This window comes from Facklamia sp. 7083-14-GEN3 (genome assembly GCF_024742075.1).
GTDB lineage: Bacteria > Bacillota > Bacilli > Lactobacillales > Aerococcaceae > Facklamia.
The window spans coordinates 69525-83450 of the sequence record NZ_JANSGD010000001.1 but is presented as its reverse complement, the minus strand read 5'-3'; the positions used below and the strand labels follow the sequence as shown (position 1 = coordinate 83450).

Below are 13926 nucleotides of genomic sequence, written 5' to 3'. Positions count from 1 at the left end.
TTTTGAGTATATTTTAATACGCAATTAGTATGTAGTCGTTTGCTAAATAATAGCGAATATTTTAAAATTTATTCAACATCAAGTTTAGAAAGGACCTATTATGAAAAAGAGATTAATCAGTACGAATACATCTGATATTAAAACGATGACTGCACAAGAGATAAAACAAAGTATTAAAGCTAGCGAAGGTCGAGTGGTTTTAACAGAAGTCATTGCTCAAAAAGACACCTATATTACAGATGTAACGGGAGCAGAAGTGGCATGCGCTTTTGGGTCGGATATGATTCTCCTCAATGGTGTGGATGTTTTCAATCCTGTTATTAAAGGACTCACCGAGGAAGAAGAAAAAGATTTTGTTCAAACACTAAAGAAATATACGGGCAAACTAATCGGTGTCAATCTCGAACCAGTAGATCAACAAGCAACCATGTTAGAAAGTAAAAATGAAATTGCTATTGGTAGACAAGCTAATAAGGAAACCTTCCAAAAAGCCAATGAGTTAGGTATGGACTTCATCTGTTTAACAGGCAACCCTGGTGTGGGGGTTACTAATAAAATGATTGTGGAAAGTATTAAAGTGGCTAAAGATCATTTCAAAGGTTTAATCATTGCCGGTAAAATGCACGGAGCTGGCGTCAATGAGCCGGTACTTACTGAAGAGGTGGCTGAAGCTATTATTTCGGCTGGTGCAGATGTTTTACTAGTCCCTTCCATTGGCTCCGTTCCTGGTGTTCGACCTGATGATTTGTATAAGATCGTAGACTATGCTCATTCAAAAGAGACTTTAGTTATGTCGACTATTGGAACCAGTCAAGAATCCAGTGATTCCGATACCATTAAACGAATAGCTATCGATAACAAAATTGCTGGAGTAGATATCCAACATATTGGAGATGCAGGTTACCATGGTATGTCTCTCCCTGAAAATATTTATACCCTAAGTGTAGCTATCAGAGGAAGAAGACACACCATTTCCAGAATCGCTCGTTCAATCAATCGTTAATTGAATAACGTGAAAAAGACACTATCTTATTTAAAATGAGATAGTGTCCTTCTTATTTAACTTTTAAAGATTCATCAAGACTAAAGCAACAATAATTAAGCCGATAGCGAACTTATTTTTGTTAGCCAATTGCTCTTTAAATATAAAATAGCCGCCTAAGTTGATAATGACGATACTTCCCACACTAAAAATGGGGAATGCAACAGAGGTCTTAACTGTTTCTAAGGATTGAATTAAGAAATAAGAAGTAAACAGATTGGGAATCCCCACCGCAAGACCAATCAGAAAATCTCTTAATTTAAACTTAACCTTCTCTTTTATGATAAAGAACAGACTAATCAAAAAGGCGATTAGAAAGACAAAGAGCAAAAAGACATTTTTATATTCAATTAAGCCGTAATTTTGATAAATTTTATTCGAAAACTCTGCCATCCCATTCAGAAGAAAGAGCAGAATAATAGTGGGCTTAAGATCGAACTTATCAAGCGTTTTCGGTGATAGATTGACAATTAAAATAGATATAATGGATAAAATGATTCCAATCCACTGAAGATTGGTTGGATACTCCCTCCAAATAAGGATCGAAAAAAGCATCGGAATTAAAATACCCAACTTGGAAAAGGTACCTGATAAAGCCACGCCATTTTCTTTAATACTTTTCTGGTAATAAATAAAAGAGGAAAAGAAAAAGACTCCTGCAATACAACCTACTAAAATAGCCCATATCACACTGGAATAAGCAGATAGCTTGTAAGATTCTTGGGTCAATAAGAGGCTGAACTCCGCCATAAAATTGTTTGTTTTTTCTAAACCTACTAGTAAGTCTTTAGACACAATCATAAAAAGACTAATGGCAAAGGCCGTAAGATAGTTGGCACAGGTCACTAAATACTGATTGACATTAAATTGATTGGCATACTTAAATAGCAAGGCAATCGAAGCACTACAAACAGTCGCTAAAAAGAGGTAAAACATAGACTCACCACTCCGTCTTTCTTATCTTTTTATCAATGAATTTTTAAGGTTTTAAAATATTCTTCATCAATTCTATCACAAACAGCTGCTGTCATCTGAAGAAGATTGAACCTTCATTTTTCATTTTAAGAAATAAGTGAAATTTGAACGCTTTTTAATTATAGTTTTAATATTTTGAACTAGTATTTGATATAATAAGAATCAATTCATAAATGAGCTGTTTTTAAATAATAAGGTGAAAAGTCATGTCCAAAAGTATTGCCGTATTAACGGATATCCATGGAAATAGTACTGCACTGAATGCAGTACTGAAAGATATTGATAAACAAGGAAATATCGACCATATTTATTGCCTAGGAGATTTAGTTGCCATTGGTCATGAAACGAATCAGGTCCTTGAAAAGCTGATTTCAAGAAACGATATTTCATATGTTCGAGGCAACCACGATGAATATATAGTCAATATTTTTAACGGAGTGGAACCTGGAAGCCACGGAGAAGAAAGAGAGCATCACTATTGGATTGCAAAACATATGGATGAACAATACCTTTCATTTATCGAAAAAATTCCTAAAAGAATAGAAACGACCATTAACGGCAAAAAGTTTTTATTTGTGCATTACCATCTAAATGATCAGTATCAATTTCTAAGTATAGATCCTGAACCTTCAACTACAAAACTGGATTCACTCTATCAAGATGAAGATATTGATATGGTTTGTTTTGGGCACCATCATGTTTTGCATCACTTTAGAGGAAAGCATAGGATTTATATAAACCCTGGAGCCTTGGGGTGCCATTCAAAACCGATTGCAAATTACGTCATCATCAACATTGAAAATAATGGTTGCATTAATTGCCTTTTTAAAGAAATTCCTTATGATAACCATGAGTTCCTGTTGAATTATTACAAATATGATGTACCTGCTAAAGAAAGTCTATTAAGTATTTTTCATGGCAATCAAGATAAAAAATTATTGAAGAACAGTTAACTAGTTCGTTGATAGTCGAGAGCGATTAAAACAAGATAAATAGTTCGTTTGAAGAGATAAAAAATTGGTACTAAACAAGTATAGATATGGAGGCTATGATGTTATTTTCAACAGTGATTTTTGGTTGGATAGGAATTTTGATATTTCTACTCATTCTTTTTAACTTTAAGAAGATGGCAAAGAATAATGAGTATGCTCTAATGCATTTAATGCAAGCCATCATGTATGCCATGTGGCTCCCCTTACCCTTAGTTCTCTATCAATTACTCGATTCAGATATTTTATTTGTAGGAAGTGTGTTTGGTTCAGTCTATTTAATTCTGCTAGTTGCTGGAATGGCTCTACAAACTGGTCATTTGGCTTTTATATCAAAACACAATGAAGATAAAAAAATAAGCGATAGTCAAGCAAACTATATGATGGCGACATTATCCCATCCCTATGAAGGTTTCGTAAATGTTTTCAAATGTTTATGGGCTATTTTCTTGGGCCTAAGCTTTTGGCAGAAGGGAGAAGGCATAATGGCAATGATAATGTTTTTATTTGGACTGTTCATCATTTATTATCTAATAATCATTTTAGATGCAAGTCTAGTCAAAAGAGTCACATTATTTAAAAAAATAAAGCCAAATACAGTGCTTGTTAATCTTGAAACTTTCTTATTCTTCTTAACTTTAATAATCTATATAACCTTTATTTTTGGATCTTAATCTTTATTTTAAATAAATTGACAACTGTCTTGAGTATTGAGAAAAAATAATGAAATAAAAAATAACCGAGGACAATTAATCCTAGTATGGTAGCAAATTTTAGTTCTCTCTTTGATTATATAAAATCTAGCATTTTTTTGTTTATGATACCTTTTCGAAAAACTTATCAAATGGTTGAGTTCCACTAAAATAGTTTAAAAACCCAATTATCACCAAAAATTTTATTAAAAAAAAGGCTTATTCCAAGCTATACCAACAATTTAACGATAGCTATTGAATAAGCCTTATTTTTCAATACTTTATTTACTTGTTTGATGCAATTTTTGACATCATAACTATAGTCTCGATTTTCTTATCACTTTGTTCTAAATGTCTTAATAATTTTCTCGAAAACAATTCCAAAATCTTCTAAAGCAATTTTGTTTATAAGAGTGGAAAATCCCCCTTGAAGTGGCTCATCAATAATTGGCTGCAGTATATTTTGCTACGAGAAAGATTGAGAATATAATGTTACTATAAATAAATTTAACCGATAACTTAATTAAGTAGATATGATTTATCATGTTCTATGAGAGTAATGTTGGCAGCTTCATATCTAGATAAAAGATTACTAGTATCCCAATCCTTTGGCATTTTAGTCCTACTGAGTAAATTATCTTCAGCTTTTGTTACTGTTGCAGTCCACAAATATTTATTTAATTGATTGAAAACAAATTCTTGTTTTAGCTCACCCTTAGAAGCTAAATTTTCACAAACAGACTGAATATATCTTTGTTTTGGAATAATATGCTCATAAATTAAGTGCTTATGATCCTCCTTCATTAATTGATGCAAGGCTTTCTCCGTAACAAAGTCAGTTGTGTAGTACTTATTATTTTTAGAATTTGGAATAATTTTACAAGCTAGATAGATATTTAAATTAGATAGAAACTTACTTTTACCTTCTTTAATACCAACCATAAAATTCTCATCATTATAATCTAATGAAGTTAAAAATTTATAATAAGTTTCAGCAAGTTGCGTTAAAATTTCATTTCTATAATTGACGTTCATAATTCTCATCTTTCTATTTGTAGTTCATTGTTAAAATCACTCATTATTACTGAAGGCAAGGTTTCGATGTTTTATTCGTTAAATCATGATACTATTATTTTACAATTAAAAACCACAACTCATTCAGAGTTAGCTGAGGTAATTGGTCATGAAAAACTAATCTCTTAAAAGGCTACTATTTAAAAATTAGAAGGCTCTCATCAGTTTTTATGCCCTTTAAATAATATTTAAGCTATTTTATCTCACTAATTTCTTAGTCATTACGACTTCATTCCAATCGTCTTGTTTCCCAGTCTCAACATAACCCTCTGTTTCTAATAGATGCTTCATAGCTAAGTTACCGACCGCGTAATCAGATACAATTTTTTCGTATCCCTCAAGAGTATGGATGTATTCTTCAATCACTCTTAAGGCTTTTCTTCCATATCCTTTTGACTGATATTGACCTCCAATCATAATACGCCAAATATAAACTGTTTGTTTCTCAATTTCTGTTATCAAAGATAAGAATCCCACAACTTTACCCTGTTCTTCTAATGCAAATAAGAGCACTGTATCATCATTACGATAATAATAACTCTCAGCTAAAGAAAAGAGTGGGTCCCTCACAAAAAGGTTTTGATCCGACTTAAGCTTAAGTGCCATAACATCATAGATATTTTGCTCTGTAATTTTAGCTAATTTCAAGTAATTCACCCTATCTCTTTGTTTCGAATAAAACTTTATATCATTTCAGAATTCTTACCAAACATTCGCATTATTACCCACTTTTACTTCCTACAGTTAAACGATTTTCTGGCATACTTAATGTTAATCAACAATATATCTTTATACGCTTAATCGAACTGGTAAGAACTAGAATATATTTTATTCTTTTATTCTTTTTCATAGTCTCGCCTTCTATATGGCTAATTATCTATCAATTATTATATCAAAGTAAGCTAATGATTACTCGGGCTTATTTTTACAAACCATATAATAGCCTACTTCAATGGAGAGATTCATTCACACATACAACCTCTAAATTCACCCTAATAGTTGAGATAATTTCACAATTAAAAAGCCCCTCAAACGCTACAAACATCAGGAACTTTGTTCTTACCATCTTCTTTATTTTATTTTTTCAAACAACTATAAGCACTCTCTATGTAATTTTAGGATTTTTTTGATAATAGAAATACTTATGTATCGACTTTCTACTATTAATCAATGATCACGACAAATATTTGTGATACTAAATAAGATCAGGCCTAACTTGATAATTATTATATGAAAGAGAAAACTAAACGGCCTTTCACCTATCGAGTATAGGCTACAGGCCGTAGAAAAAAATTAAAAATATTGTCTGTGTTTAAGACTCATTTTATCATTTATGATTGCCAAAGCTTTTTAATATACAGCCACTAAGCCTCGATCAGTTTCCATTACATCCACCGGTGTTTGAAACAAATCTGATAATGTTTGGCTTTTCATTACGTCCTTCACTTTACCTGCCTGAAAGAGTTGACCATCTTTAATCGCGCAAATATAGTCGGCGTACTGTGAAGCCATATTGATATCATGCAGAACAATGACAATTGTACGGCCAAATTGATCGCAGGCCAAGCGCAATTGTTTCATCAAATTCACTGAATGCGCAATATCTAAATTATTGAGCGGTTCATCCAATAAGATGTATTCCGTTTCTTGGCAAAGAACCATGGCAATAAAGGCACGCTGTCGTTGTCCGCCTGATATCTCATCCAGATATCGATCTTGTATGGCTAATAAGCCTAAAAATTCCAAATAATAATCGACACGTTCATAATCTTTCTGAGATAAGCGTCCCTTATTTGAGGGAAAGCGACCGAAGTATGCTAGCTGTCTGACGGTTAGCCGAGCTGTAAAATGATTTTCTTGCAGGAGAACTGCGAGGTGTTTGGCCACTTCATCCGAAGGTTGTTGATGAATATCTATCCCTCCCATCGTCACCTTCCCTTGATCAAGAGACAACAAGCGTCCCATCATGGTTAAGATAGTAGATTTTCCAGCACCTGAAGGGCCAATCATCGCTGTAATACTCGCCTTAGGTAAGGATACATTAATGGGGCCAATGCTGACTTGGTCATTGTAAACCTTTTTAACATTTTCTAATTGAATCACAATTTTTTCCTCCTTATTAAGACGAATAGGAATGACAGGCCTCCGATAAACTCTATAATGATAGCAACTGATCCTTGAGTATCGACCACATGATACAAAATAAAATAAGAACCGGATAAAATTACATAGGCCATTACGCTCACTACTGGTAATAAATAACGGTGATCATGGGTAGCTACAGCCTGATAGGTTAAAGCTGCTGCTAGAAATCCTAAAAAGGTAATCGGCCCTACCAAGGCTGTCGAAACACTCATCAAAATGGCTACTAGACTTAAGATTCCAATCAAAAATTTGCGGTAATTTAAACCTAGCATAGTCGCCATATCTTTCCCCAAAGCCAATACATTCAATTGAGGGGAAAGGCGCCATAATAATATAGCTGCTATAAGAACGAATACGAATGCTATAGGAATCAAATTTTGATCTGCATGGTTGACTGATAACATCAATCGCGCTTGCAAGATATCATAATCAGCGGGATCTAACCATTTACGCATAAAGCTTGATAAAGATCTTAAAACAGATCCAGCAATAATCCCAACTAATAACATCCAATGTGTATTTTTAACAAAGCCATTTAGTAGGGTTGTATATAAGAGAAGGCATAGCCCTACCATGACGATGATCTCTATGCCAAACATGGCGACAGGATCGATTGACATTAAAACGGGAATTCCGAGGACAAAGACACCAGCAGTCTGGATTAAACCATATACTGCCTCGAATCCCAGTAATGAGGGAGTAATTAAGCGGTTGGCAGTGACAGATTGGAAGACCACCGTCGCCATTCCTTGACAAATGGACGCTAAGGCCATCGAAATTACCGCATTCATCCTTCGACTCACTATCCGTGTATAAGCCGGTGAGGACATCGGAACAGGATTATTAAAAGTTAACAATAAATAGGTAAGAAGACCGGCTACAAACAAGATCAATCCTATTAACAACCAAAACTGTTTGGCATGTCTTAATTTCCCAAAGGCAACAGCTTGTTTCGCTTTAAATGAAGTTAACGATAGGTCTAGCATTAAGTTAACCTCCTACGATGTTTAATTAAAATAAATAAAAAGACTGACGCCCCTATTAATGACAAGATGATTGATATAGGGAATTCCAAAGGTGCCACAATTGTTCGCGCTAATAAATCACAAGCAAGTAAAATATTTGCACCCATCAACATAATCCACAATAGATTGGATTTTAAATCATCTCCACGCATCAAGAACAGAAGATTGGGAACGATCAAGCCTATAAAGGGAATATTCCCCACAACGGTAGCTACAATTCCTACAGCAACAGCTGTTAGAGCAGATCCCCACCACAATATTTTTTCATAATCCACACCAAGATTGGTTGCCATATTTTTGCCAAGAGAGGTGACTGTCAACCGGTCAGCTAATCGATAAATGAAGAAAATAACAACTAAGATCAACCATAACAGTTCATACCTACCTTCTTGCATTGATGCAAATGAGGCAGAAAACCAAACTTCCAAGGTTTGACTAAGATTCAATGTTAAGGCTATATAAGAAGAAATTGCTGAGACCACAGATCCAATCATCATCCCCACCAAAGGAACGATTAATGTGGATCGCATTCGAAGACGACTCAGTACCCAAAGAAATAGCCAAGTCCCTCCCAAGGAGAAGACAATGGCTATACACATCTTGAAAAAGATTGGTGAATTTGGCCAAAAGCCATAGCTACACATTAAGCCTAAACCTGCCCATTCCGTTGTCCCATTGGTTGAAGGTTCAACGAAACGGTTCTGGGTTAATAATTGTAAGATTAATCCTGATAAGGCCATAGCCATTCCTGAAATGACCAAGGCAATAGTTCTAGGAACCCGCGTCAACCAGAATATATCAATTGTCACTGCCTGGCCTTGACCGGTATAGGCTCCTGTCCTTAAGGATAAGATAACCAAAATAATAAAAGCTAAGCTCCATAGCCAGAGGCCTTTTTGTTTTTTGTGATTAGATCGATTCACTGGTTGACACTCCTTTAAAACGTCAAAATTATTTCATAGTAGCCATCATGTTAGCCATATCCTTAAAAAGTTGAGTAAAGGTTTGAATGGATTCATTTAAATAAGTGTCTTGAGGTGCATAGAGAATATGCCCCTCTTTAACAGCCGTTACTTCTTTGAGTGCCGGAGCTTGTTCAATAATTTCTTGGGCGGGCACAGCATTATCAACCGATGATAAAGCTGCATCACGGTCTAAAACTAATAAAATATCCGGATTCGCTTGCGCAATCGCCTCTACGGAAATATCTTCTCCTTGATGGTTAGATCCGGATTTTTCTAAGGTCAATGCTTCTTGCATATTGAATATCTGGAATAAGGGTCCCCAGAGGCGACCCGTTCCAGCTGCTGAATACCCCATCTCACCGCCTGTTGTAATCAATCCCATAACTTTAGCATTTGTTGGATAAGCTTCTTTAACTTGCGCCATCGCTTCATCAAAATCCGCTACTAATTGATCAGCTTCTTTTTCTTTATTGAATAGTTGACCTAAATTTCGGGTCGATTCTTTCAACATATTAATAAGGTTGGTTCCTGTCTTATCGCCTGACTGGGTAACATCCCATGAGAAGTCAATAATCACAGCTTCAGGAAGTAATTCTTTAATGGTGTCATAGTGACTGGCGAAACGTTGACCAACAATCACTACTTGAGGATCTGCTGCCACCAAGGATTCAAAGTCTGGCTCTCGATGGTTACCGATATCTACAATGGATTCATCCTCCACATATGGATTATCTTTCGACATGATTGCTTTGGGTGCCGCCACTAATTTCACATCCCAGTCTGCCAAGGTAGCAAAAGTACGATTATCTAAAGCTGCTACCCGCTCAGGCATAACCATTACCTCTTGTTTTCCATGAATATCCTCGATAGTCACCGTTTCTCGAGCCAAAACAGCTTGAGTCGTTAGACCTACAAATAAGCCAGTAACTAACATTAAAATAGCAACTATTTCCCATACAAATTTTTTCATATCATTCTCCTCTTTCATTTTAAGATGGTCGCATAAATGCGGTTAATAGCGGACAGTCCGCTTCTAGACACTCAAACATTTCTCCATGTGTACTAAAGCTAGTTGCCCCTTGATGGTGGTCGTGCTTTCCTCCAAGTGATTCAATAGCCAGGCTTTGACTAAATTCGAGTGTTTGTCTGACAATTCTTTTTAAAATTTGGTGATTGGCATGATTAAGACACACTAAAATTTGACGATAATAACGAAGAAAAATATCTTGATCACGACTAGACACCGACCCTGCTTGTTGCATAAAACGAAGCCGCTTCATTGCCACTGTCAACATCTCCTGATAGACCGGTAATTCTACCGCAGTGAATAATCGATTATAAAAATCAGCCTCTACCTGCCAAACATTTATCTGTTTACCGGATACTTCCAAAGCTTTTAATTGATTAAGCTGACTCAATAATCTTATTACATCATGCTCAGAGATACGTTGTTGTAACTGCTGGAACCATGCCATTTCTAAAGCTTGGCGGCATTGATACACTTCCTCCACGTCCCTATCCGTCAAATAAGTAACAATCATTCCTCGATTATCAATCGATTGCAAGAATCCTTCTTCTTCCAAGATTTTCATAGCTTTTCGGATAGAAGTCCGAGAGACAGCTAATTCCTTCGCTAATTTCTGCTCATTAATCCGTTCTTGATTATCCCACATCCCTGAAATAATCCCTGATTTAATATATTGATAGACCTTTTTTGACACCGCTCCTAATGGCATCTCAAGCCTCCTCTCATGACAAATCATTTTTACTTAAATAGATTAACACACAATGTGAATAAATTACCATAATAAAAAAACATTTTTTCGAAAAATGTTTTTTATGGTGACTGTTGGAATTTATTGATTATCGACTCGCATTAAACTAATTTTTAGTATTCTTTGTCTTATTTTCAATACAGTTCCTCTCTAAGTAAACATTCAGTTTGTTTATAAATAGAATTATTGCTAAATTCAAAAATATTCTCTTTCATTTCAAATTCAATCTCAAAACATCTCATACCTCTTTTTATTTGAGTTATTAAAATCAATATATATTTATAATTTTAAGTTGCCTACTCAAGACAATATTATTAATAATTCCGAATGATTAATCTTATGCATCAAGCATTCAATCCCATATTTTCTCAATGTTTAGTAATCCAAAAAAAAGCTCCTTATTCGGAGCTTTTCTCAATATATAAAATTGATGTAAACCTTATAAATTTGAATTTTTCTTTTCAATCAACACCACACACTCCACATGCGTCGTATGGGGGAATTGGTCAACCGGTTGAACAGATACTAATTCATAGCCAAAGTCCTTCAGCCAAACCAAATCCTCTGCCAGGCTTTTAGGGAAGCAAGAGACATAGACGATTTTATCAGTACCAAATCTTCCAATGGCACGCATGACTTTTCCACCGGCTCCAGAACGTGGAGGGTCTAATAGTAATAAGTCAGGGTGTCCCCACTCTGCTTCCAATCGTTTCAAGCCATTTCTCGCATCACTGGTCATAAAAAAGGTGTTGCCTAAGCCATTATCGGTCGCATTACGAATAGCCGATTGAATCGACTGATCGACAATCTCAATTCCGGCTAAGTCTTTAGCCTTTTCAGCCAGAGGTAAGCTAAAAGTCCCCACTCCACAGAAAAGATCTAACACTCGCATTTGATCATTGACCTGGGCTAAGTCCAAGGCTAATTGCACCAATTTTTCTGCTTGCACCGGATTGGCTTGGAAGAAGGTCTCCGGCCAAATGCGATAGCGAAAGCCATTTAATTCATCATTAATATAATCGCGCCCATGAAGAATAAACGTTTCGTCGGCCTGAATGCGTTCCGTCGCTTCCTTGTGGAGAATCCATTGCAAACTTTCTAATTGGTCAAAGCGCTGACTTAACCGTTGAGTCAAGTCATCGACTGCTTCTTGCATTTGGACCGGTGCCTCAGTGGCATAAATTACTACCATCAATTCACCAGTGACAAAGGATTGACGCAATAAGAGATTGCGTAAGAGTCCTTGTTGAGTTTGTTTATCATAATAAGATAATTGATAATCTTTTTGCCAGTCAGCCACTACTTCCTTTACTTCAACAAAAAGTTTGGGAGCAAGAACGGAATCTTTCATGTCGATGATTTTGGTGAAGTTACCTTGTTCATGCATACCGATAGCCCCTTCAGCCCCGAAGGTTAATTCCATCTTGTTACGGTAGCGGGTCGGATTATCCATGCCAATAATCGGACGCACACAAGTTGAATCGAAACCCTGACTTTCTAAATGGTCTTTTACTTCTTGGGTCTTATAGGCTAATTGAGCCGCATAGGTCATAGAAATCAAGGGTGTTCCGCCGGCATTGGCTTCTTTGATTGGAATATCAAGGTTGCGATCCGGACTGGCCTCAATGAGTTCATCAAAAGGAACGACCGCTTGCTTTCTACCCTTAGCATTGGGTACCGTCACGCGAACTTTATCACCTGGCACCGCATTGGGAATGAATAGTTTCAAGCCCTTGCCATTTGAACCACGATCGGGAGCATGGACATAACGAGCATAGCCATTTCCCTTATGGTCTAAATCAGTAATTTCAACTTCTAACACTTCAGTCGGATATATTTGTTTTTTCATTCACTCACTCTTTCTACTCATCATTTCCTTTAGCAACTTCCCGGTCTTTTTTCAACCATTGTGAATAAGAACCGGGATATAACTTTCCTTCAAGACCTATTTCATCAAGGGCCAATAAATTACTACAAGCCGTTACGCCAGATCCACAAGACACCATAATATTTTTGCCTTGTAAATCTTTGAAGTGATTTTTTAAACTTTCCTGTGATTTCATATAACCCTTATCATCGTATACCAAGCCGTAATAATAAGACTTAGCATGCGGAATATGCCCCGCCTTATCATAGAGTGGTTCTTCCAGTCCTAGATAGCGGTCATGGCTTCGAGAATCGATTAAGACCTGTCTCTCACCTGGACTTTGACTAAAGGCTTGTACTTGATCAAAATCTACTAATAAAGCCTGATTGGCTTCTAACTGAATGTCACCCGGTTGAACTTTTTTAGGTAAGCTTTGCGTATAAGCTAACCCTGCTTCTTCGATGGCTGAGCGTCCTCCTTGGATAATTTTAACTTGTTTAATCCCAAAATATTTCAATAAAAACCACAAACGAGCACTGCCTTGCCCTTCGCCACCATCGTAAATAACAAAATAAGAAGCTTGATTAGCCCCCATAGCCTGCAATTTCTTTTGGAAAATCTGACGATCGGGTAAGGGATGGTTGCCTGATTGATCCGTCACCGGTCCTGAAAGGTCTTCTTCCATAGCTAAATAAAAAGCGCCGGCTAAATGTCCGGCTAAATAGCGGTCATAGCCACTGGCTAGATCATTTCCCAGTGTCACATCGATAAGGATGGCTCCTGGATATTGGCTGAGTTCATCTGTTTCAATAAAGTGCTTCATAAGATACCTCTTTTCTTACTACTTTAAGGTAAAGGTTTAAGATTGTTCCTATATTATAGCATGAATGAATAAACATTCCTTAGCTACTTAGATGGCTTGTAGTCGGCAATTAAAATAAGACTCCTATAGATAGAAGTCTTATTTCCTATTTTTATTTAAATGAAATGCTTTAATACTTTAAAATCCTAACCTTTCCTCGTCCCAAATTCCATCTTCATCATATCCGTTACCATTAGGATTCATCGCATTAATACCAGCTTGTACAAGGGATTCGCTACATGCTATGCAGTAGTAATCGCCAAATTCAGGTTCTGAACCCTCCCAGTCAATCTTAGACTTGGAAAATTCTCCCCCACAATAGATGCACTGATATTTCTTAGCCATAAGTTTTACCCCTTATAATCAAAATTTTTCATTCCGATTATAAAATATGGCTACTTTCTTGTCTATCATTTTTATTTGCATGATATAAATAGTTACATTTACTGTTCTAACTAAAGTAATTAAGAGTCCTCTGATCATTACCAAGGACTCTTAACATTACTTTGCTATAA

General features: G+C 36.0%; 14 protein-coding genes. 3 read left to right on the top strand and 11 right to left on the bottom strand.

The features are described from left to right. The first annotated feature begins 100 nt into the window (after nucleotides 1–100). On the top strand, nucleotides 101–1003 hold the full coding sequence (locus NW240_RS00330) for a haloacid dehalogenase-like hydrolase (protein ID WP_258435436.1): 903 nt from the start codon (nucleotides 101–103) through the stop codon (nucleotides 1001–1003). A gap of 63 nt (nucleotides 1004–1066) precedes the next feature. Here the strand turns inward: NW240_RS00330 and NW240_RS00325 are convergent, their stop codons facing one another. Further along, nucleotides 1067–1978, bottom strand: coding sequence for an EamA family transporter (locus tag NW240_RS00325; RefSeq protein ID WP_258435435.1), 912 nt, complete (start codon nucleotides 1976–1978; stop codon nucleotides 1067–1069). Between the two features lie 245 nt (nucleotides 1979–2223). On the opposite strand from NW240_RS00325, the gene NW240_RS00320 reads away from it, so the two are divergent. Together NW240_RS00320 and NW240_RS00315 are read left to right on the top strand one after the other, a co-directional pair. Continuing rightward, a complete protein-coding gene (locus NW240_RS00320) occupies nucleotides 2224–2970 on the top strand; it encodes a metallophosphoesterase (RefSeq protein WP_258435434.1) in 747 nt (248 codons plus the stop codon). A 98-nt stretch (nucleotides 2971–3068) separates the two neighbouring features. Continuing rightward, the gene (locus NW240_RS00315) at nucleotides 3069–3680 is read left to right on the top strand and encodes a hypothetical protein (protein ID WP_258435433.1); all 612 of its coding nucleotides are present in this window, start codon (nucleotides 3069–3071) and stop codon (nucleotides 3678–3680) included. A gap of 537 nt (nucleotides 3681–4217) precedes the next feature. On the opposite strand, the gene NW240_RS00310 is transcribed toward NW240_RS00315, so the two are convergent. The 10 genes from NW240_RS00310 to NW240_RS00265 form a co-directional block, all read right to left on the bottom strand. Further along, the gene (locus tag NW240_RS00310; RefSeq protein ID WP_258435432.1) at nucleotides 4218–4733 is read right to left on the bottom strand and encodes a hypothetical protein; all 516 of its coding nucleotides are present in this window, start codon (nucleotides 4731–4733) and stop codon (nucleotides 4218–4220) included. Nucleotides 4734–4970: 237 nt separating this feature from the next. Beyond that, complete coding sequence (locus tag NW240_RS00305) at nucleotides 4971–5420, bottom strand: GNAT family N-acetyltransferase (RefSeq protein WP_258435431.1); 450 nt, start codon at nucleotides 5418–5420, stop codon at nucleotides 4971–4973. 702 nt (nucleotides 5421–6122) lie between these two features. Continuing rightward, nucleotides 6123–6875, bottom strand: coding sequence for an ABC transporter ATP-binding protein (locus NW240_RS00300; protein ID WP_258435430.1), 753 nt, complete (start codon nucleotides 6873–6875; stop codon nucleotides 6123–6125). Further along, entirely contained in the window at nucleotides 6872–7903 is a 1032-nt protein-coding gene (locus tag NW240_RS00295) for an iron chelate uptake ABC transporter family permease subunit (protein WP_258435429.1), read from the bottom strand. Before NW240_RS00295 ends, NW240_RS00300 begins: the two co-directional genes overlap by 4 nt. After that, nucleotides 7903–8865 carry an ABC transporter permease gene (locus tag NW240_RS00290; protein ID WP_258435428.1) on the bottom strand — a complete coding sequence of 321 codons (963 nt, stop codon included), beginning with the start codon at nucleotides 8863–8865 and terminating at the stop codon, nucleotides 7903–7905. Before NW240_RS00290 ends, NW240_RS00295 begins: the two co-directional genes overlap by 1 nt. Nucleotides 8866–8893: 28 nt before the next feature. Next, nucleotides 8894–9877 carry a siderophore ABC transporter substrate-binding protein gene (locus NW240_RS00285; protein WP_258435427.1) on the bottom strand — a complete coding sequence of 328 codons (984 nt, stop codon included), beginning with the start codon at nucleotides 9875–9877 and terminating at the stop codon, nucleotides 8894–8896. A gap of 19 nt (nucleotides 9878–9896) precedes the next feature. Then, nucleotides 9897–10643 carry a GntR family transcriptional regulator gene (locus tag NW240_RS00280; RefSeq protein WP_258435426.1) on the bottom strand — a complete coding sequence of 249 codons (747 nt, stop codon included), beginning with the start codon at nucleotides 10641–10643 and terminating at the stop codon, nucleotides 9897–9899. A gap of 478 nt (nucleotides 10644–11121) precedes the next feature. Further along, nucleotides 11122–12531, bottom strand: a complete 1410-nt coding sequence (gene rlmD / locus NW240_RS00275; RefSeq protein WP_258435425.1) for a 23S rRNA (uracil(1939)-C(5))-methyltransferase RlmD — start codon at nucleotides 12529–12531, stop codon at nucleotides 11122–11124. 13 nt (nucleotides 12532–12544) lie between these two features. Continuing rightward, the gene (locus NW240_RS00270) at nucleotides 12545–13372 is read right to left on the bottom strand and encodes a sulfurtransferase (protein WP_258435424.1); all 828 of its coding nucleotides are present in this window, start codon (nucleotides 13370–13372) and stop codon (nucleotides 12545–12547) included. A 177-nt stretch (nucleotides 13373–13549) separates the two neighbouring features. After that, on the bottom strand, nucleotides 13550–13756 hold the full coding sequence (locus tag NW240_RS00265) for a hypothetical protein (protein ID WP_258435423.1): 207 nt from the start codon (nucleotides 13754–13756) through the stop codon (nucleotides 13550–13552). Between the last annotated feature and the right edge of the window lie 170 nt (nucleotides 13757–13926).